The following is a 20,985-nucleotide window of genomic DNA, read 5'->3' on the forward strand; positions in this document are numbered from 1 at the left end:
GAATTATGAATTTTTCTCACTTTTTTATAAAACGGCCAATTTTCGCAGCCGTATTATCACTGATTATCTTAATCGGTGGTGCAATCTCATTATTTCAATTACCTATTAGTGAATACCCTGAAGTTGTGCCGCCAACTGTAGTGGTCACTGCTAATTATCCTGGTGCGAATCCTAAAGTTATATCAGAAACGGTTGCCACGCCGCTTGAGCAAGAAATTAATGGCGTTGAAAACATGTTGTACATGTCTTCACAAGCAACTGGTGATGGTCGGATGACATTAACGGTGACTTTTGGTCTAGGCACTGATTTAGATCAAGCCCAAGTACGGGTACAAAACCGTGTAAACAGTGCTTTGCCACGTTTACCCCAAGAAGTACAACGTCTAGGGGTAGTCGCTAAAAAAGCGTCTCCCAATTTAACTATGGTGGTACATTTGTATTCACCTAACAAAACTAGAGAAACTGATTATTTATCTAATTACGCTGACTTAAACGTAAAAGATCAAATAGCCCGTATCGGTGGGGTAGGTGAAGTACGTGTGTTTGGTGGCGGTAAATATTCAATGCGTGTTTGGCTAAACCCAGATGCCTTAGCTGCCCGTCAATTAACAGCAACAGATGTGGTTAATTCATTACGTGAACAAAACCAACAGGTAGCTGCGGGCTCATTGGGCGCACAGCCTTCACCTAATGCTGCACAGTTCCAAGTATTATTAAATGTTAAAGGTCGTTTGAGTAGTATCGAAGAATTTGAAAACGTCATTATCAAAATTGCCGATGACGGCGCGATTACCCGTTTAGAAGATGTCGCCAGAGTTGAAATAGGCCAAGATAATTATGCATTACGTTCATTATTGAATGGCCAAGATGCCGTGGCTATGCCGGTATTCCAACGTCCTGGTTCAAACGCTATTGAATTGTCTGACGAAGTGCGCGCTACAATGGAAAGATTATCCAAATCATTCCCTGCCGATCTAGCTTACGACATTGTTTATGATCCAACTGTGTTTGTCCGTGGTTCGATTGAAGCGGTTATTACTACCTTGTTAGAAGCTATTGCCCTAGTAGTGATAGTGGTAATAGTGTTTTTACAAACATGGCGTGCTTCAATTATTCCACTTATTGCAGTGCCTGTATCGCTAATTGGTACTTTTACAGTCATGCATTGGTTGGGCGTGAGTATTAATACTTTATCTTTATTTGGCTTAGTGTTAGCCATAGGGATAGTAGTAGATGACGCCATAGTCGTAGTAGAAAACGTAGAGCGGAATATTGAAAAAGGTTTAACCCCTTATGAGGCAACCCGAGTAGCTATGACAGAAGTGACAGGGCCAATTATTGCTATTGCTTTAGTGCTGTTAGCTGTGTTTATTCCTACCGCTTTTATTACTGGTTTAACGGGGCAGTTTTACAAACAGTTTGCCTTAACTATTACGATTTCTACTGTGATATCGGCCTTTAACTCGTTAACCTTGTCACCTGCATTGTCGGCATTATTATTAAAGCCACATGGCGCAAAACCTGACTTTTTAACTCGGGTATTAAATAAGATATTTGGTCGCTTTTTGTTTAAACCATTTAACCGTGTTTTTGAAAAAGGGTCTTTGGCTTACCAAAACGCCATCAAAAAATTGATCCGTTTTAGCATCATTGTGGCTGTGGTTTATTTTGCCTTGTTAGGCTCAACGGCCGGATTATTTAATAGTGTACCTGGTGGTTTCATTCCTGCTCAAGACAAACAATACTTAGTGGCTATTGCGCAATTACCTGATGCATCAAGCTTAGACAGAACCGAAGATGTAGTAAAACAAATGTCTGCTATTGCCAAGGAAGTACCTGGTGTGGCTAATATTGTGGGTTTCCCTGGTTTGTCCATTAATGGTTTTACCAATAGTCCAAATAGTGCGGTGATATTTACTCCACTGAAAGACTTCTCTGAACGTCAAGGTCCCGGTTTGTCTGCTGGCGCAATTGCCGCTGAATTAAATAAACGTTTTTCAGTTATTGATCAAGCTTTTGTGGCTGTATTCCCACCTCCGCCCATTTTAGGCTTAGGTACAACGGGTGGTTTTAAATTACAACTCGAAGATCGTGGAAACCAAGGTTTTGAAACCTTATTTAATACTTTGCAAACAGTGATTAAAGAAGCGAATCAACGTCCTGAGCTAATGGGCTTATTCTCAAGTTTCCGTATCCAAGTTCCACAAATGGATATTGAAATAGACCGTGAACAAGCTATGTTGCAAGGCATTGCATTGGATCAAGTCTTTGATGCACTACAAATATACCTAGGGTCTATGTACGTGAATGATTTCAATATGTTTGGTCGTACCTATCAAGTGAATGCACAAGCAGATGCTGAATATAGATTAGATGCGAAACAAATCTTAAGTTTAAAAGTGCGTAATGCCAAAGGCGACATGGTGCCATTAGGGGCGGTACTTAGTGCTACGCCTACTCGAGGTCCTGATCGTGTTATGCATTATAACGGCTATCCAAGTGCAGAATTAAACGGTAGTCCAGCTATGGGATACAGTTCTGATCAAGCACAACAAGCCATTGAACAAGTATTAGCCAAAAACTTACCCGACGGTATCGATTACGAATGGACAGAAGTGACCTATCAGCAAATTATCGCTGGTAACACTATGGTTTATATCTTTCCGTTAGTGGTGTTTTTAGTGTTCATGGTATTGGCAGCTCAGTATGAAAGTTTGCGTTTGCCATTAGCCATTATACTAATTGTGCCTATGACTATTTTCTCTGCTTTATTTGGCGTGTGGTTAATCGGCGGTGACAATAATATATTCACTCAAATTGCTTTGATTGTGCTGGTGGCACTAGCTTGTAAAAACGCCATTCTAATGGTGGAGTTTGCCAAAGAAGAACAAGAAGCAGGTCTGAGTCGACTAGAAGCAATTATTCAAGCTGGTCGAACTCGTTTACGTCCAATTTTGATGACATCCATTGCCTTCACAGCTGGTGTTATTCCTTTAGTGTTGGCATCTGGTGCAGGGGCTGAAATGCGTCAAGCTATGGGGGTTGCAGTATTCTCTGGCATGATAGGTGTGACTATCTTTGGTTTGTTGTTCACCCCAGTGTTTTATGCGTTAGTCGCAAAAGAAACTAGCGAAACAGTAGCCAGCGAAAAAGATATTGCTAATAAGGAGTTGCCACATGTTTAAGCTTAATTTGACAATAAATACTAAGTTATCAACATTAGTACTGGCATTAACACTAGCTGGCTGCGTAAGCAGTCAGCAAGCAACGCAAGACAGTACCCTAAGCAATACGTTTTTTGCAGAACAAAATTATGCTCAAGAGCTGGCTCAAAGTGAGACAAATAGCCAATGGTGGCAAAGTTACCAAAGTATGCAACTCAATTCTTTAGTGACACAAGCTTTAGAATCTAACCGTAATTTAGCTGCTGCACAGTTACGCTTTCGAGCAGCTATGCAACAGCTAGGCTACGAAGAGGCCCAGTACTGGCCTCAAGGTGGATTACAAGGCGAAGCCTCTAGAGAATCAGTTGCTGGTAGTGTGCAAAACAGTGCCAGTATTGGTGCGGGCATTAACTGGCAGTTAGATTTATTTGGTCGTATTTCAGCATTAATCGAAGCTGCTGAAGCCAATAGTTTACAAGCACAAGAACAAAGACATCAACTTGCTGCAGAAGTAGTAAGTGGCGTCGCCCGTAGTTTTTTTGAATGGCAAGGCAATCAATTAAAACTGCAAATTATTAATCAACAAATTGCCGCATTAGTGGCCAGCATTGATGTGTTACAAGCTAGAGTGGATGAAGGTTTTGCCTCTAAACTTGATGTTAATCGCACCTATGCTCAGTTAAACCAACAAAAAGCTTTGTTGCCTCAAATAGAAACAGCCTTGTATCAAAATAAGGCGACCTTAGCGGTATTTTTGGGGACTACCCCTGAGCAAGTTGAATTGAGCTTTAGCGCTGATTTATTAAGTAAAAACTTGATACAGCCAGTGGCATTAATCCAACCAGATAAAGCCGTTAGTTTACGTCCTGAGATCAGTATTGCCCGGTATCAGCTATTACAACAAAGTGCACTAGCAGACGCCGCCGATGCTGCCTTGTATCCAGATATTTCAATATCAGGTTTTGCCGGTTTGCTTAACCCTATTGGTATCGACTTATCTAGCAACGATGATGCGTGGTCACTGACGCCACAACTTAATTGGTCGATATTAAGTTGGCCTGCGTTAAAGGCCCAAGCTAAGGCGCAAAGTTCTTTGAGCCAAGCAGCTTTGGCTGACTACGAAAACACCATTATTAGTGTTATCGCCGAGTCACAAACGGCCTTAGTGAGTATGAAACAATCAAAAACCTTGCATGAATTTGCTGACAAAAGATTATATTATGCTGAGCAAGCTCACTTACAGGCCAAAGCAATGTACGAGGAAGGGCAAATGCCTTTCTTAGATTTGTTGTCTGCTAGGCAAGATGCATTAGTTGCAGAGCAAGCCTCTGTAGATGCAAAAATAGCCTTTATGCTAGCAAAAATATCTACTTACAAAGCGTTTAGTGGCGGATGGAGCAGAACGTTAGTTCAATAATTAATGTTTGATATTTAGGGCTTTTTATTAAAAGCTCGAATGCCTCTATATAATTAGATAAGAGGCAAATAATAAGAAAAGAAGGTAAGTAGTTATGGTTAACCTAGCCAACACAATGCAAGCAATCACTTTGGCCAAAGCTGAAGATGATTTTACTTTGCTAAAACAGCCAATCACCATGCCCCAGAGGCATGACAGCGAGCTGTTGATCCGTGTTGAATATGTTGGCCTTAATCCTATTGATGCCAAGTTGGCTAAAAGTGACTTCACAGATTGGCAGTACCCACACATTCTAGGGTTAGACGCTGTGGGTACTGTGGTCGATGCACCTCTTGGTGTTAGCCCCAATATTGGTGACCAAGTTATGTGGCATGCCAATATTCAACAACAAGGTATGTTGGCTGAATATGTGGCGGTACCTAATTTTGCAGTGTCTAAATTACCCGAAGGCTTATCTGGAGAAACCGCCGCAGCTTTACCTTGCGCGGGTATGGCCGCACTGTTCGCCTTAGATAAGTTACAAATAAAAGAAGGTGAAAACCTACTTGTAGAAGCAGGCGCTGGCGCTGTAGGCCAGTTTGCCATTCAGTTTGCCAAACAACGCGGGGCTACGGTTTTCAGTACCGCTGCAAAAAACACTCATGCTTATTTGAAAAAAATAGGGGCTGATGAATGTTTTGATTACAAAGACAAAAATCTACTGAAAAAATTTAAGATGGCCCTAGGCCATAGCGAGTTTGATGCGGTAATTGATTCCATAGGCGGCGACAATACCATTCGTAATATTGGCCTAGTACGTTTTTGCGGAAAAATTGCCTGTCTCAATGGTTTACCTGCCTTACCCCCTGAACTACTGTTTTCAAAAGCCCCTGTGATCAACATAGTGTCACTCAGCGGAGCCTGGTTAACCCATAGTTTATGTGCCCAACAGAAAATGAGCTTTATGGGTAAACTCTTAATGAATAGTGTTAACGATGGCAGTATTAAAGCGCCTGCTATTATCTCAATACCGTTTGAAGCTGATGAGATTACTCAAGCGTTACATCGACAGTTGCAAGGTGGATTGTTTGCCAAACAAGTGGTGCATGTTTTAAAAGAATAATAAGCAGCGTAGAGAAGAATAGAGCAAACTTTAGCAACATCAGGCGGTCTATAAATAAAAGTCAAATCAGCCGATAATAAACTGGGGCGATTTGATATTTGGATTAAATCTGATTTCTGGAGTGGTATCAAGGCCTTTATCTCCGATCTTAAATTCGATGAAAGTCGGGAGTTGATTCTATTTCTGAAACTCTTGCTCGAGAATGAGCAGCTGGGAGGTAAATTAAAAAAGTTTGGGGTAAATTTGCAACTCAAATAGTATTAACGAGAGTCAAACCTAAGGTTTTCTTTAACTAGTTATTAGTATTAGTCCGCGAGGCCAGTGAAAATACTTAACAAGGCATTTATGAAAAAATAGACACAAATCAGGTGCTGTATAATGCGGAGTTAGTTTGCAAAATAGAAAGAGAAAATATGAAAACAATCGGTCTTTTAGGTGGTATGAGCTGGCAAAGTACTGTTGGATATTATAGAGCTATTAATGAAGGTATTAAAAGTTCTCTCGGTGGCCTGCATTCAGCAAAGATAGCAATGTATAGTGTCGATTTTGAGCCAATTGAAAAGTTACAGCGAGATGGTGATTGGGAAGGTACAGCAAAAATACTCACAGATGCAGCCATAAAGATACAATCTGCCGGCGCAGATTTTTTACTTATATGTACAAATACTATGCATAAAGTGGCTCCCCAGATAGAGGACTCTATTGATATCCCCTTGCTACATATAGCGGATGCAACTGCAGATGTGCTTGTAAAAAAAGGAATCAAAACAGTAGGACTATTAGGTACTGCTTTCACGATGGAACAAAATTTTTATAAAGGCAGGTTAAGTGAAAATTATGGTTTAACTGTCTTAGTTCCTAATGCAGCAGATAGGATCATTGTTCATGACGTGATTTATAAAGAGCTTTGCTTAGGGAAATCACTCCCAGCTTCTAAAGCAGAATATTTGCGAATTATTAACACTCTAGCCAAACAAGGTGCAGAAGCTGTCATTCTTGGATGCACTGAAATTGGTATCTTGGTTGATCAAAAAGATTCTGAAATCGAACTTCTAGACACAACATATATTCACGCGCAAAAAGCGGTTGAATGTGCAATTTAACAAGTTAAGACTTTGTTCAAATAACGATTGTGGTGGCTTTTAGTAATAGCCCAAACGGCAATGATTTAACTAGAAATGTACCCCTTATTCTCTAGTAGTTTGTATTATTTTTTTGGTTGTTTAGAAGTGATTATTAGATCATTCTTTTCACTAGTATCTATTTCCTATCCAATTGCTTCTGCTTTTGTCTGCTCCTATTCATATTTATCCTTACTTGGATTTAATTTATTTACCGAGTAATATCTACAGTCAGTCTTAAGATCGTCATAGCCTGATAAATAAAACAGCTAGTGACTTTATATAAAAGAGCAAGCCTTATCAGAAATTTATGTGTTAGCTTCATCTTCTTTTTGTTTATCAGTTTTATTGTCGATGCCCAAACACAGCCATTACAGCATAACCGTTTGGGTGATATTATATTTGGCGAAAAACTGGCTACAAGCTCGCTAATATTTCAACCATCCGGAGCAATTCTTGAAGGCTGTCAGTATATTAAAATGATTGCCTATCCTGGAATAGACGTGATGGTGGTTGATGGCATTATTGAGCGACTAGATACCAGCAATACTCAATTAATTAAACAAGATAGTCCTTTTTACGCTTTAAATACGGGGTCAATGACTTTGGCATCTTTCAGAAAAACATACCCAGAAATTGAAATCGCCCCTCATGAATATGAAAATGGTTTCTACTTACGTTGGTACAATAAAGATCAATCTAAAGCTATTGTTGTAGATTTTATTAATGGTGACATAGAGCTAATAAAAGCCGGATTAGTGCCTACTGTATTATTGGTTGAAGGTTGCGCCTGATGAATTTAATTTTTATAAAACCCCGTTTAAGTCTAATGCTGGTGCTTTTAGCTTCTATATTTTCGGCTTGCATCCCCATTATTCGAACAGAATATACTTCTCCAAGTTGGCAAGGTACGCTTGTTGATATGCAAACAGGGGCCCCATTAATAAATCTTGAAGTTCGGGACTTACATACAAAAAAAAAGGTTATGACTGATCAGCAAGGTTATTTCGAATTACCACCGAATATCAGTGAATTTAGCTTTAAACTACCAGTGGCAACTATGGTTAGCCATCATGAAATTGAAGTGATGTTACCGGCAGGTCCGCTGCGCTTTACTGGAACTCGTATGGCTAATACGACAGCGCCCTCAGATTTTGATTTGGGCACATTTCCCGTGGCTAGAGTTACAAATTCAGTGCCTTTCTGGTTGCAAGATAATGGTAAAATGGTGATATTACCAGAGCACTTTATTAAAGACTGTGGTGACCCATTACACAATGCAATACATTTAACTAACGCTGCCCGCTTGTACAAAAAGCTAGTTAAAAATAATCAGTATTTGGGGAATAAAAAGGCCAACATACAGGATGTCGAGTTAAGTTATTACTGGGCTAATGAAAGTTGGCTGGATATCCACAACCTTTGTTTTAGAGGGGATTATGAGCAATCCCTCGCTTTTTACCAATTTAGTAAGCTTTTTTATCAAGAAGCTGAAGCATACTTAATTGATAGGCCTATGGTTTTTTTCGAAGATTAAATGATTTAAGTCATAAAGCCGAAAGGCAAAGCTTTTTATTATCAATTTATCTCATGAAAATTCATATATACGATTACTTGTTGTCATCGATTTCGCTTCTTTGTTTTTTAATGGGGGCATTACTTATTTCAGAAGTAGAGCGACCTTTAGCGATTTAAAGATCTTTGGTCCGTTAGCACTAAGCTGGTTTATTATGGCTTGCTCTTGGCAACCTTTGGATAAACATTATCCGATTATCGTTAAATTTAATCTTTATCGCAGGTATTTGTAACAAGCTAAAAATAATATTTTAAAAGTTAAATTGACATTGTAAATATAAACTCAATTTAGTCTGTATGGATATCTATTGAGCCTATGGGCTAGTTTTCTCCAAGTGTTGTGTATTCGCTAATTATGTAAAAGTATTTACTCTACAATAGATCATTTTATAGATTAATATCTTATCTTGGCTTGTTGAATATGGCATTATGGATTTATATACAAAACTATGAGGTGTTTGATGAAGCAACATAAGTTCTTTCCACAGAGGGAGGAGTTACTTGCTCAATTAGAACGGATAAAGGATAGTCAGTCGTTTGGGCGTTCAGATAAATATATAGCCTTGCTTAGCTATCTAGTAGACAACACGTTAGCAAAAATAACAGGACAATCAGATACTTCTTCCGCGTCTAGTGAAGTGATGATAGCCAAAAGCGTATTTAATAAAGGGGATGAATATAATCCTTCTGACGACGCTTCGGTCAGAGTTTATATTTCAAATTTACGAAAAAAACTGACTAAATACTATGGCACTGAAGGCGATGCTGAAACGTTTCAAATAATGATCCCGCACGGTAAGTATGAATTAATATTTATTAATACGGCACAGCAATCTGCTGAAATTAAAACACTAGAATCTGACGATAATTTTGCTTCAAATGTTCATGCAGGAAAACACAAGTTAACACGTTCGCCATTAATTTTGGGCTTAGCGGCTGTTTCTTTTTTATCAATCTTACTAAATATCTTGATAATTTCTAATAGTGGTCATTCTGAAGTGGCTATAAGAAGTCACTCTATATGGAAAGATTTAAACGAAAATAATAAAAAAACACTTATCGTGATCGGTGATGCATTTTTTTATCAAGTCATCGATAACTCACCTAAAAAAATTGCAAGTTTAGTGAGAAATAGTTTTGTAAACGTGACTAGTGAGTTAATGTTATTTCTTAAAGAGAAACCTGAGATAAACTTCTTGGGTATTCCAAATAATAAATTTGTACCTAGTGGTGTAGTTGTTGCGTTAGCAGACATAACCCCTATTTTTAAAAGTAAGCAGCTATATAAAGTGAAAATGTCATCAGATCTAACAACCGAGGAGATTAATAATTACAATATTGTGTACATCGGTAAATTCACCGATTTTAATCAGCTGTATAGCTTTTATGATGGCTCAAATTACTATTTAAGTGCCCAGACAAATTTTATTAATAAACATACCGCTAAAAATTATCAATTAATTCCGCCATTTTATTCTGGCTATACCGACTACGGGCTTTTTGCTAAATACCAAGGTACATCAGGCAATTCGATTTACATAATCTCGGGGTATACTGATGCAGCTATTATGGCCGTTTCTCAATTTGTCACTAATCCTGATAATTTCTCTTCAGTTAATTTGAATGTAGGCTCAGCCAATGCGGCTGATATATCTCACACAAATTTTGAAATACTTTTTGAAGTCGCTAGCTTTAATCACTCTCATTTAAATTCAAAAATTCTGAGTATCGACAAAGTGGATACAAAAGCAATTTGGAATAATTAAAATTGTAAATCGCTGCTATTAGATAAGGGCAGTTATATTTACTCACCAATAATCTCTAGTTCCGTTATATAAATTATATAGCAACGGAGCTGTGAGTTATCTTTATTGTTATCACTATCACTCCTGAGCTTTGCTCTTTATCGCTCAATCTAGAACTTAGACTCTGCTTAACATTTTCCAGTTAGTTAATTTGTATGTGTTCCTATCTCTATTTAAGTCAACCACCAAATATTTAACGTTAAACAAACGTGGACTACGCTTCATTACTTTTCCTTACGAAGGGTAAACGCAATCAAAACAAAAGCTTACGTGTTAAAAATAAGTAAATCATTTGATCTGGTTAAAGCTATACAGATAACATTTAACAATAATTTCATTAACAGTTTATTTGCAATAATAAATAAAGTTGAAGAATTTATGAATAAAACGGGATTTATCTTTGACCTGAATTAGACCGCTAGTTTTATTTCAGTGACTCAAGAAAAACAGCATAGTTTTTCTAACATTTCACTGCAGGGTCATCTTATAAACCTTAGTAAACAAGTGAATGTTAAATAAAAATAAAGTAACAAAAACACTAAATTCAACATCTGATTACTAATTTACCCTTTTATTTAAGGGGAAGTTAGTTTTCACTAATAGGATAACTATAATGAATAAAGTAATAACAGCGTTGGCAGTATGTTTTACGCTTGTTTTAGCTTGGCTACCAATTGAGAGCCATGCTCAAGCCACTGCGGGAGTGACGTTTGATGACGCCGCAATATATAAGACGAATGTCTATCAAACAAACAGTGTATTGCCCGTTACCGTGCATTACAATGCCGGAATCGACACCACAGTAAGTGCTGGAGAAGGAGGAATTAAATTTTTTCTACGAGAAATGAACGCTAGTTGGGGGGTGGTTAAGGACACTATTGTGGTTGATGCATTAGCTATCGGTCAAACCAGTGGGACTTCAAATGTAGAAATTCCTTTGCAAGGTTTGACTGCTACTGCAAATCTCCCAGAAGGACATTTCTACTTTCTATTTGTGAAATTTATCGCTTCAGACGGTACAGGTCACACAGTAAATGTAGTTAATCTTAATATAGAAGCTGGCCAAGTAGAACCATCAGTGTCCATTCAAAATAGTGTGCAAATTAATACTAATGTCTACGCAAATTCTGGTGCACTTGGCGTGACCATTAATGTTGAAGCCGGTACGGGCAATATTATTGATAACTCTGTAGGCGGCCTTAAAGTTTATTTACGTGAATTAAACTCTGATTGGATACCAGTAAACGATACCGTTGTTTATGATGCCAATATTGTCGGCCAACAAACCAGCTCTTCAACTATTTTCATCCCATTAGACGGGCTGACACCGACTAACCAACTTCCTAGCGGAAACTTCTATTACTTATTTGCAGAGTTTGGTTCCTCAGATGGCAATATTTATGACACGGGTCTTGCTAACATAGATATCGACAGTGATTTTGATGGCGATAGTATTGTCGATTCAATTGACACAGACGACGATAATGATGGTGCCAGTGATGAGTTAGATCCAGCACCAATGGATCCTAGTGTTGGTGCTGTTACTGATACTCCATTTTTCCAAGGGGCACAAACGCCAGTATTTGCAGGGATGAATTGGCTGAAGATAGACAATATGTCTGATGAGTTTGAAGGTTCAAATGTAAATACTGACAAATGGCAAGTTGAGCCAATCGGCAATGGTTGGTTGTGGAATGGTAGACCACCAGGATTATTTACTACAGATACCGTCAGTATTAATGATGACAAGCTAAAAATTACAGTAGAGGAATTGGAAGGTGGCCCGCAATGGTTAGACACCCCTTATAAAGATGCAGACGGTAACTTTAAGCAAGCTTACTTTAAATATAAAGGCGCAATCGTTCGTTCGATATTCCCCACCAGCGCTCCAACTGATGGCGTATCTTATTATTACGAAGCAAAAATGAAAGCTAACCAAACAGAAATGTCATCTACATTCTGGTTAATGAGTAAAAATAGCGATTGTAATACTATGTTCGAGATTGATATTCAGGAGACCATAGGCAAAGTTAATGAAGGTTTAACTGCTGCTTGGGCAATGGATTGGGAGCATATTTATCACTCAAATATGTTTCACCGTCAAACAATCTGTAATGAAGAAAACAGAAGTCAAAACTCGGTTATGGTACCTGCAGGTAAAAAAACGACAGACCGTTATTATGTATACGGTGCTCACTGGAAATCACAGAATGAAATCGACTTTTATCTAGACGGTAAGCTGGTTTATAGCTTAGTGCATCCTGTTGCCTTTAATCAGGAAATGTGGATACAAATGGCTATAGAAACCTACGATTGGAACCCAGTTCCAGAAGATGGTGGCATGGTTAAAGCTGGCACAGAAGAGCAGCGTACTACCTCATATGAATATGTACGTACTTTCAAGTTGTTATGTGAAGGATGCGTAGATGAAGAGCCAGAGCCAGAACCTGTTGCCCCATCACTTTCATTTGATAATGACGCTAAATATCGCAACGTGACACATTTAACTACTCAGCCAATGAATGTGACACTCAATGTTGAAGCGGGTACTGGCAATGTTGTGACTGATGGTGTGGGCGGTTTAAAAGTCTTTTTGCGAGAACTGACTTCTGCATGGGGAGTGGTAAAGGACATAGTGGTGTTTGACGACAGTATGATTGGTCAACAGACAGCAGCATCCAATGTGTCAATTCCACTGGAGGGGATCACACCTACTGCAGACCTTCCAGAAGGTAATTTCTATTTCTTATATGCTCAGTTTGCTGCTTCAAATGGCACAACATACGATAGAGCTATTGCACGATTAAATATTGATAGTGACTTTGATAATGATGGAGAAGGTGATTTAACTGATACAGACGACGATAACGATGGTGTTGAAGATACAGTTGACCACTTTCCAAACGATGCAATGTACGGCGTATTAGGGGATTTTGATGGGGACCATGACGTTGACCGTAAAGATCTTTCTTATTTTGCTCGCGCAATACGTGACCCATCTAAAGTACGAGACGATTTTGACTTTAATAACGACGGCAGTGTTAATAGCCGTGACATCAGTATGTTACGTAGTATTTGTACTAAAACTAATTGTGCTGAATAAGCCTTACTTGGATATTTGAAAATGAAAAAACTAACCACATTATTATTATGTTTAAGCTTCAGCGTACAGAGTATGGCTGGCTTAATTGTCACCGCTGACGCCTCTGATTATACAGTTGGTGACACCATTAATATTAACTTAAGCTACCAAGCTGATGCCCCCTTGGGGGGGCTTATTGACAAAAACTTTGATGCGCTGACTTGGTTTACTTTTACAGACAGTACAGCTGATTTTGCTAGTATATCTTTGCCTGCTCAATACACAGCAGACACCGACCCTTTCGAGACGGTTGACTATGATTCATTTAGTGATGAATGGTTATACAGTTTAAGCACCTTCGGTACTGATGCGCCCTTCGATACCGCTGATATGTTGCTTGACTTAGGGACTTTGAGTTTTGTAGCTAAAGATGCTGGTGACTTTATGTTTGACATAACAAGCGCCTACCTAATGGACGTTGGGAGTTTTTATGATGACAACTTATTTGGTAGTCAAACGCTAAAAATAAATGCCGTCGGTACAAAACCAAATGACGTACCTGAACCACCTATGGTAGCCATTTTATTACTTGGATTATTAGCTATTAGAAAAGCTAAAAAGTCATAGATTAGGGCTAGTTAATAAAAGATACTAAAGTGGAATAAATAAAAGGGAGTTCAATTGTTTGGCTACATTCAATTAACTCCCTTTTTTAATCGGTATTATTTGGTACTTCAGATATGCATTCGTATATTCAAATTAAAAAACACAAAAACAATTAAACAAATAAATGTATTCTAGGAAAAGTTTACAATTATTTAACGTTCTAGAGTGTTTAGTCATTATGCTTTTGCAAAATATATCCTCATTCAAGTTAATGTCAGTTCTGACTGTTTTGTTTTCCTTTAGTTGCTTGGCGCAACATGCTAGTCAAATAAAGTTAGCAAACCAAAGCGCTAAAAATGCATCTATCGAACAAATTGCCGGTAATGATGAAGTTGCCAACTATATGCGGGTGTTTGCGGGTAAAGGTATTCAAACTGATGACTCATTGCCTACGCCAGCCAAAGAAGCCTTAAAAGGTTTTAGTTTTGCCGAGGATCTAGCCTTAGATTTAATTGTGTCTGAACCACAAATACACCAACCTGTGTTTATTAATTTTGACCATCGTGGCCGCATGTGGGTGGTGCAATATAATCAATATCCTTATCCTCAAGGAGTGAAGGTAGTAGATATTGATAACCATAATCGCACTGTATTTGACAAAACACCCAAGCCGCCCGGCCAAGGTTTACGGGGGGCAGACAAAATCACTATCTTTGAAGATACCAATAACGATGGCCTATTTGATAAGTCGACTGATGCGATAACGGGCTTAAACATTGCCACTAGTGTCACTCTAGGTCGAGGTAAAATATGGGTACTCACCCCGCCTTATTTAGTGGCTTATCCTGATCCTGATGGGGATGGTTTACCCAATGGTGAGCCAGAAGTGCATCTTGATGGATTTGGATTACAAGATACCCATGCTATTGCCAATAGTTTAAGGTGGGGGCCAGATGGTTGGTTATATGGCGCTCAAGGCAGTACCGCTATTTCTACAGTGAATTCTGTTGTTAGCAAAAATGTGCATTTTAAAGGACAGGCATTTTGGCGTTATCACCCTGAATTGAAAACATTTGAGGTATATGCAGAAGGTGGGGGAAATACTTTTTATGTTGAAATAGACGACAAAGGGCGTTTTTATTCTGGTACCAATGAAGTGATCCGTGGTTACTATTATAAACAAGGTGGTTATTTCAAAAAAAATTGGGGTAAACATGGGGCCTTAACTAACCCCTATGCCTTAGGTTATTTACCCGGTATTCCGCTAGAAGGCGATAGGATCAGGTTTACCCATGCCTGGGTTAAATATCAAGGGGGCAGTTTGCCGGCCCAATATCATAATAAGCTGTTTGCTTTAAACCCCTTACTCAATTTTGTACAACTTAGCCGACTCGAAGAAGCAGGCTCAACCTTTACAGCCATAGATGAAAACAAAGTACTCAAAAGTGACGATCATTGGTTTCGACCGGTAGATATTAAAGCTGGACCTGATGGTGGCATATACATTGCCGATTGGTATGACAGTCGCCTGTCACATGTTGATCCCAGAGACACTTGGAATAAATCTACTGGGCGTATTTATCGGCTACGTAATAAACAACAAAATAAACAACACACACATACGGCAAGTTTTGACCTTAGTCAGTACAGCAATAGTCAGCTGGCCGAATTATTAAAAAGCGACAATAAGTGGTTTCGCCAGCAAGCTTTAAGACTGTTTGGAGATCGAAAAGATCCAGCCGCTATCAAGGTGTTATTGCCCTTATTTCGCTCTACTGTGCCGCAATATGCCCTTGAAGCGTTATGGGCGATAAATTTATCTGCGGGGTTAAGTGATGCCTTGATTATTGAAGCGTTAAATCATCAAGATCCCTACATTCGTCTTTGGGCTGTACGTTTAGTGGGAGACAGTAACAAAGCGTCTTCTTTGGTGGCGGCTAAATTGAGTGTGTTATCAAAACATGAAAAGCAGTTAGAAGCCATAGGCCAATTGGCCTCAAGTGCAAAACGTTTACCGGGCAATATTGCCTTGCCTATGATTCAAAATTTAATAACGAATCCAGCTTCGCAACAAGATAAAGAAAACCAAATGTTTATATGGTGGGCCCTAGAGTCTAAAGCCATTAGTCATAGACAAGAGGTGTTAGACATGCTGCAAAATCCACAGTTGTGGCGATTGCCCATTGTCGAAAAGGTGTTACTCAGCCGTATCATGCAAAGGTATGCTTTAGCAGGGGGAGCAGAAAATTATAAAAGCAGTGCAAGCTTGTTAAGTTTGTCTCCGGCTGATAAATATTCAAAGATATTGTTAGCGGCGTTACAACAAAGCATTAAGTCTGTTGATGTGTCTTTATTGCCAGTCAATTTAATTGAACAAATGCAAGTGTTACAAAACAAATTTGGTGAAGGACCATTGTCTTTAGCTATTAAACAAAAAGATCCCACTGCAACTGCACAGGCTCTGTTGATTATTGCCAAAGGTAGTGAACAACCTTTAGCCCGATTGTCTTATATCAATATTTTTGCGAAGGTAGAGGATGAAAAAGTGGTGCCAATATTACTAAAAATTGTAGCTAATGCAGATGAAGCTATTGGCGTGAGACTGGCGGCACTACAAACCTTAGGGGCTTACGATACTGATGGGTTGGGCAAAAAGTTAGTCGCTTATTATCCTGATAAATTACGCGCAAACAGTGAATTACGTCAAGCCGCTTTGGCTTTATATGCCAGCAGGCTTGAGTGGGCGAAACACTTCTTATTGATGATATCTAAAACAAGGCAAGTGAAAAAATCTGATGTGTCTAATAACCTTGTACGCCAGTTTACATTATTAGACGATCCTATCTTAACGGCCCAAGTGGATGCCATTTGGCCTGAAGTGAAAGTGACTAATTCTGCCGAAAAATCAGCTGAAATAACCAAAATTAAACAAGCATTGAGTACTGGCAGTGGCAATCAGGCGACTGGCCAAAAAGTATTTGCTAGGTATTGTGGCGCTTGTCATAAATTGTTTGCCGAAGGTGGGGATTTAGGGCCCGATTTAACCGGTTACGATAGACAAGACGTGAGTAACTTTATATTAAATATCGTCAACCCTAATGCAGATATACGTGAAGGGTATGTACTTTATCGGGTTACTTTAAAAAATGGTCAAACAATGCTTGGTGTGATGCAAGATAGAAGCATTAATCATGTGTTATTAAAACCTTTAGGCCAAGAAGCTATTACTTTTGCAATGGAAGAAATCGCTACATTAGAAGCACAAAATACCTCACTGATGCCTGAACGCATTACTGAACAAATGAGCGAACAACAAATCCGTGATTTATTTGCCTATATTCGCAAATAAATAAAATTCACTTTGTGTGGTTTGTAGAATATTTTAGATGGAGAAGTTATTTTGAAAAGACGTCAATTTATCCAATCAAGTGCCGCATTAGGCTTAACTGGTATATTGTCAGCCAGTAGCGGTTTGCATAGTAAAGTCTTAGTCGGTGAAAGTCATTCGCATAATAATGACTTAAGTGATTTAGACATTAATATTTTTTCCAAACACTTACAGTTTTTAGATTACGCCGATATGGCCGATGCCGCTGCCAATATTGGCTTTAATGGTGTTGACTTGACTGTACGTCCCAAAGGGCATGTTTTACCTGAACGGGTAGAGCACGATTTACCTAAAGCGGTAGAAGCGATGTCAAAGGTGGGATTCACCCCTAACATGATGACTACTGCCATTACTGATACCCAGCAAAACTTTACCGCACAAATATTAAATACAGCTGGTGAGCTTGGTTTTAACTATTATCGAATGGGGTATTACCGTTTCCCAGAGGATATAGAAGCACCTCAAGCCTTAGATGATTTTAATCAAAAATGCCAACAATTAGCTGAGCTTAATAAACAATCGGAAATTAAAGGGGCATATCAAAACCATGCAGGGGCGGGGTATGTTGGCGCCCAAATATGGGATATTTGGCATCTTTTAGAAGGTATTGATAGTGATTATCTAGGTTGCCAATATGATATTCGACACGCTTCAGTTGAAGGCGCTAAATCTTGGCCCATTCCCTTTAATATGTTGCGTCAGAAAATCAATTCTATTGTGTTAAAAGATTACCAATGGCAACAAGTAAACGGGCAGTGGAAATTAAAAAATGTGCCAATTGGCCAGGGGATGGTGGATTTTAATAGTTACTTCTCTTTACTCAAAAAATTAAAAATACATGTGCCCGTGTCTTTGCATTTTGAATATGAGCTAGGAGGTGCAGAACATGGTGCTAAAAACATAAAAGCTGAGCAATCCACAGTGTTTAATGCCATGAAAAGAGACGTCAATACAGTCAGAAAACTGTGGGAAATGGCGTAAATCATTAATAGTGATTATTTATCTTTTATTGTCGAATACTTTGCGTAGTATTGAATACAAAAGGCATAAATGAAAAAAATTGAAATGGATAAATTTTTACAAGCGGCAATTGATGAAGCTAAAAAGGGCTTAGCTGAGGGCGGTATTCCTATTGGTTCGGTATTAGTATTAGATGGCGAAATAGTAGGCCGTGGTCATAATCAACGAGTACAAAAAGGCAGTGCAGTGTTGCATGCTGAAATGGATTGTTTAGAAAATAGCGGGCGAATTAAAGCCGCAGATTATAAACGAGCCACACTGTATTCAACCTTATCGCCTTGTGACATGTGTAGTGGTTCAGTTTTATTGTATGGGATACCTAAAGTGGTAGTAGGAGAAAACCGTACTTTTTGTGGACCTGAAGAATATGTTAGATCTAGAGGGGTAGAACTTGAAGTGGTTGATAATGAAGAATGTTATCAACTGATGCAAACTTTTATTCAAAACAACCCTGCATTATGGAATGAAGATATTGGTGAATAACATCCTTGTTATTCACTCTCATCAAACTAATTTAAAGATCTAAGTCTTCAATTATGTACAAAGTATTACCATCGATATTGGTAAAACCTGCATCTAAGTATTTTTGTTCTAACACGCCGCCAGTTGACCAAGTGGCAAAATCGTCGTCGTTAATCACACCAATTGTCGAGTCATTGATAAGCCATAAGCCTTCTAATTTATCGTGAGGGTAAGCCACTTCAGCCACCAAATCAGTTATAAATGTTTTGCTTACGGCAGTGATACCTGCATTTTCAATCACTGACCAGCCATCGTCTGCAACAGTAACTTGCTCTAGGGTTTCGCCATTAATGGTTAAACCTAAAGCGTCATCTTGCACAATATTACCGTTGTCGGTAATAGTTTCGATGTCTGTGGCTTGGCTGAGGTCAATTTTATATAAATGCTTCATTGCGCTTGCATCTTGATTGTAGAATTTACCATCACGCTCTATCACTAAAAATTCAGTGGCGCTTAAGGCAACAATACCTGATTGTGAGTTTTGATCAATTTCTTGTTTATATAGATATTGACTGACACTACCGTCTTCTAAATTAACAGTGACAATACGTACCATGTCATTGAGTTTCACTGCACTTGACGGGTTATACATAGTAGATTGCATGATACCCACTAAGATTTTTTCGTCAGGTGTAACAGCTAATCCTTCCATGCCACGGTTAGCACGACGGTTTGCAAATTCAGCAGGTAAAGTGAAGGTGTTACGTTGATCGTTTGCAAAGGCATTAATACGACCAATTTCTTTGCCATCAGCATCAAAGTGCACCATATGTGGACCATATTCGTCACTTACCCAGAAGGTTCCGTCAGATAATGCGACTAATCCTTCACCGTCTAAACCGGAATCATCTAATTTAATAGGGTTAGTGTTCTCGTCATAAGGTTGCGACATATCTTCAACAATCACATTACCGTCTGCATCATATGGCGTTTCACCTGTTCCACCCAAAGCTGATGTATTAGGTAAACCTGTGATTTCTGTGCCATCAGGACGTTTTAATAAAATTTCTTTGATTCTTTTCACACTACCATTGGCTTGTAGTTCAAATAAGCCTATACGAGGCGTGTAATCTGGGGTGGGAAATTTTTTACCAGTACCAAGTGAACCAGTAAAAGACGCATTAGGGCCACGATCAGTGAGGGCATAAAACTGATTACTATTAGTAGGGTGGGCCACCATGTCCGAGCCATACCCTCCGTTACGAATTTCCATTTTATTACCTGGTAGCAATCCATTGTCGATATCCGCAGATAATACAGAGTAAGGCAGGCGTGAGCCTGATGTGCTGACAGTATTGGCATGACAATTTGTACTGGTGTGGGTGATTTCATCATCAGATAAGACATTATCGCTGTTGTTGTCTAGTCCTGACTGGATGAGTGTACCGCCAAAGAAACATTGCTCAGAACCATGTGTTAAAACTTGGTGGTTGATTAAGCTATTTAATCCGTTATTGCCATTACTTCCATCCATCCCATTACTGCCATTCTCTCCATCGTCAACACATGAAGATAAAGCAAATATTGCGACCACTGCCGCACTCAATACATTTTTGTTCAAAATTTTTCCTAAATGATTATTAAATGAATATATAGGTAGGCTAGTGACTATGTATTACAGAGGCATGAATCAATTATGACAAGCAAGCGACAAGGTCAATGAACTATGACTTACATCCGCTGATTTTAGCTGTACTGGAATGTTGCTGATAAACATAATGGCAGCGCTAGCTAATGCTTGAGCGTTAGCTTGGTATTGACTACAATGCAGCACTTTTTTATCTATTTAAGACTTTTATTATGAACGATACCAATTCTTCGAAGCCTGATTTACCCGATCACCTTTCTAGCAACCCGCGCAGTAAATTTTATGTGGAAGAGATTTTTGAGCACAATATTGGCATTAAACTAAATGGCAAAGAGCGCACTAATGTTGAAGAATACTGTATTAGTGAAGGTTGGATAAAAATACCTTCACCAAAAGCTTTAGATCGTCGAGGACAACCTCTTTTGATTACGGTAAAAGGCACAGTTGAAGCTTTTTACGAATAATCTATACGCTTACTTGCTGGCACGGCTATGATTTTTTTGAATCAATTAAAGCCGTGCCATTTTGTCTAGTATTATTTCGCTATCCTATTAAACCTCGTTCTAAACTCTCTCCGTCACTGTTATTTGCTCAT

General features: G+C 38.8%; 14 protein-coding genes. 13 read left to right on the forward strand and 1 reads right to left on the reverse strand.

Annotated elements, in window-relative coordinates:
* Window positions 1-5 precede the first annotated feature (5 nt).
* The 12 genes from GQR87_RS08855 (at window position 6) to GQR87_RS08910 (ending at window position 18,763) form a co-directional block, all read left to right on the forward strand.
* Window positions 6-3,185, forward strand: a complete 3,180-nt coding sequence (locus GQR87_RS08855) for an efflux RND transporter permease subunit (protein WP_158968520.1) — start codon at window positions 6-8, stop codon at window positions 3,183-3,185.
* Window positions 3,178-4,581, forward strand: a complete 1,404-nt coding sequence (locus GQR87_RS08860) for a TolC family protein (RefSeq protein WP_158968522.1) — start codon at window positions 3,178-3,180, stop codon at window positions 4,579-4,581. The genes GQR87_RS08855 and GQR87_RS08860 overlap by 8 nt, the downstream gene beginning before the upstream one ends.
* A gap of 94 nt (window positions 4,582-4,675) precedes the next feature.
* Window positions 4,676-5,683: a zinc-binding dehydrogenase gene (locus tag GQR87_RS08865; protein WP_158968524.1), complete on the forward strand. Its 1,008-nt coding sequence runs from the start codon at window positions 4,676-4,678 to the stop codon at window positions 5,681-5,683.
* 413 nt (window positions 5,684-6,096) lie between these two features.
* Complete coding sequence (locus GQR87_RS08870; RefSeq protein WP_158968526.1) at window positions 6,097-6,786, forward strand: aspartate/glutamate racemase family protein; 690 nt, start codon at window positions 6,097-6,099, stop codon at window positions 6,784-6,786.
* 290 nt (window positions 6,787-7,076) lie between these two features.
* Complete coding sequence (locus GQR87_RS08875) at window positions 7,077-7,598, forward strand: hypothetical protein (RefSeq protein WP_158968528.1); 522 nt, start codon at window positions 7,077-7,079, stop codon at window positions 7,596-7,598.
* The gene (locus tag GQR87_RS08880; RefSeq protein ID WP_158968530.1) at window positions 7,598-8,341 is read left to right on the forward strand and encodes a hypothetical protein; all 744 of its coding nucleotides are present in this window, start codon (window positions 7,598-7,600) and stop codon (window positions 8,339-8,341) included. Before GQR87_RS08875 ends, GQR87_RS08880 begins: the two co-directional genes overlap by 1 nt.
* A 499-nt stretch (window positions 8,342-8,840) precedes the next feature.
* Window positions 8,841-10,145: a hypothetical protein gene (locus GQR87_RS08885; protein WP_158968532.1), complete on the forward strand. Its 1,305-nt coding sequence runs from the start codon at window positions 8,841-8,843 to the stop codon at window positions 10,143-10,145.
* A gap of 652 nt (window positions 10,146-10,797) precedes the next feature.
* Window positions 10,798-13,287, forward strand: a complete 2,490-nt coding sequence (locus tag GQR87_RS08890; RefSeq protein ID WP_158968534.1) for a dockerin type I domain-containing protein — start codon at window positions 10,798-10,800, stop codon at window positions 13,285-13,287.
* 21 nt (window positions 13,288-13,308) lie between these two features.
* On the forward strand, window positions 13,309-13,893 hold the full coding sequence (locus GQR87_RS08895) for a hypothetical protein (RefSeq protein ID WP_158968536.1): 585 nt from the start codon (window positions 13,309-13,311) through the stop codon (window positions 13,891-13,893).
* Window positions 13,894-14,143: 250 nt separating this feature from the next.
* Entirely contained in the window at window positions 14,144-17,221 is a 3,078-nt protein-coding gene (locus GQR87_RS08900) for a PVC-type heme-binding CxxCH protein (RefSeq protein ID WP_158968538.1), read from the forward strand.
* Between the two features lie 51 nt (window positions 17,222-17,272).
* Window positions 17,273-18,241, forward strand: a complete 969-nt coding sequence (locus GQR87_RS08905) for a sugar phosphate isomerase/epimerase (protein ID WP_199271711.1) — start codon at window positions 17,273-17,275, stop codon at window positions 18,239-18,241.
* Between the two features lie 84 nt (window positions 18,242-18,325).
* Window positions 18,326-18,763, forward strand: coding sequence for a nucleoside deaminase (locus GQR87_RS08910; protein ID WP_158972942.1), 438 nt, complete (start codon window positions 18,326-18,328; stop codon window positions 18,761-18,763).
* A 31-nt stretch (window positions 18,764-18,794) separates the two neighbouring features.
* Here the strand turns inward: GQR87_RS08910 and GQR87_RS08915 are convergent, their stop codons facing one another.
* Window positions 18,795-20,363, reverse strand: coding sequence for an esterase-like activity of phytase family protein (locus GQR87_RS08915; RefSeq protein WP_233267437.1), 1,569 nt, complete (start codon window positions 20,361-20,363; stop codon window positions 18,795-18,797).
* A 239-nt stretch (window positions 20,364-20,602) separates the two neighbouring features.
* On the opposite strand from GQR87_RS08915, the gene GQR87_RS08920 reads away from it, so the two are divergent.
* A complete protein-coding gene (locus GQR87_RS08920; RefSeq protein ID WP_158968540.1) occupies window positions 20,603-20,854 on the forward strand; it encodes a DUF3297 family protein in 252 nt (83 codons plus the stop codon).
* Window positions 20,855-20,985: the final 131 nt, after the last annotated feature.

The organism is Paraglaciecola sp. L3A3, assembly GCF_009796765.1.
Taxonomy (GTDB): domain Bacteria; phylum Pseudomonadota; class Gammaproteobacteria; order Enterobacterales; family Alteromonadaceae; genus Paraglaciecola.

What these genes read in the sequence shown, in the direction of transcription:
- GQR87_RS08920 (WP_158968540.1), top strand. Translation starts at nt 20,603, where the DNA reads ATGAACGATACCAATTCTTCGAAGCCTGATTTACCCGATCACCTTTCT.
- GQR87_RS08900 (WP_158968538.1), top strand. Translation starts at nt 14,144, where the DNA reads ATGTCAGTTCTGACTGTTTTGTTTTCCTTTAGTTGCTTGGCGCAACAT.
- GQR87_RS08885 (WP_158968532.1), top strand. Translation starts at nt 8,841, where the DNA reads ATGAAGCAACATAAGTTCTTTCCACAGAGGGAGGAGTTACTTGCTCAA.
- GQR87_RS08880 (WP_158968530.1), top strand. Translation starts at nt 7,598, where the DNA reads ATGAATTTAATTTTTATAAAACCCCGTTTAAGTCTAATGCTGGTGCTT.
- GQR87_RS08865 (WP_158968524.1), top strand. Translation starts at nt 4,676, where the DNA reads ATGGTTAACCTAGCCAACACAATGCAAGCAATCACTTTGGCCAAAGCT.
- GQR87_RS08870 (WP_158968526.1), top strand. Translation starts at nt 6,097, where the DNA reads ATGAAAACAATCGGTCTTTTAGGTGGTATGAGCTGGCAAAGTACTGTT.
- GQR87_RS08890 (WP_158968534.1), top strand. Translation starts at nt 10,798, where the DNA reads ATGAATAAAGTAATAACAGCGTTGGCAGTATGTTTTACGCTTGTTTTA.
- GQR87_RS08895 (WP_158968536.1), top strand. Translation starts at nt 13,309, where the DNA reads ATGAAAAAACTAACCACATTATTATTATGTTTAAGCTTCAGCGTACAG.
- GQR87_RS08910 (WP_158972942.1), top strand. Translation starts at nt 18,326, where the DNA reads ATGGATAAATTTTTACAAGCGGCAATTGATGAAGCTAAAAAGGGCTTA.
- GQR87_RS08860 (WP_158968522.1), top strand. Translation starts at nt 3,178, where the DNA reads ATGTTTAAGCTTAATTTGACAATAAATACTAAGTTATCAACATTAGTA.
- GQR87_RS08855 (WP_158968520.1), top strand. Translation starts at nt 6, where the DNA reads ATGAATTTTTCTCACTTTTTTATAAAACGGCCAATTTTCGCAGCCGTA.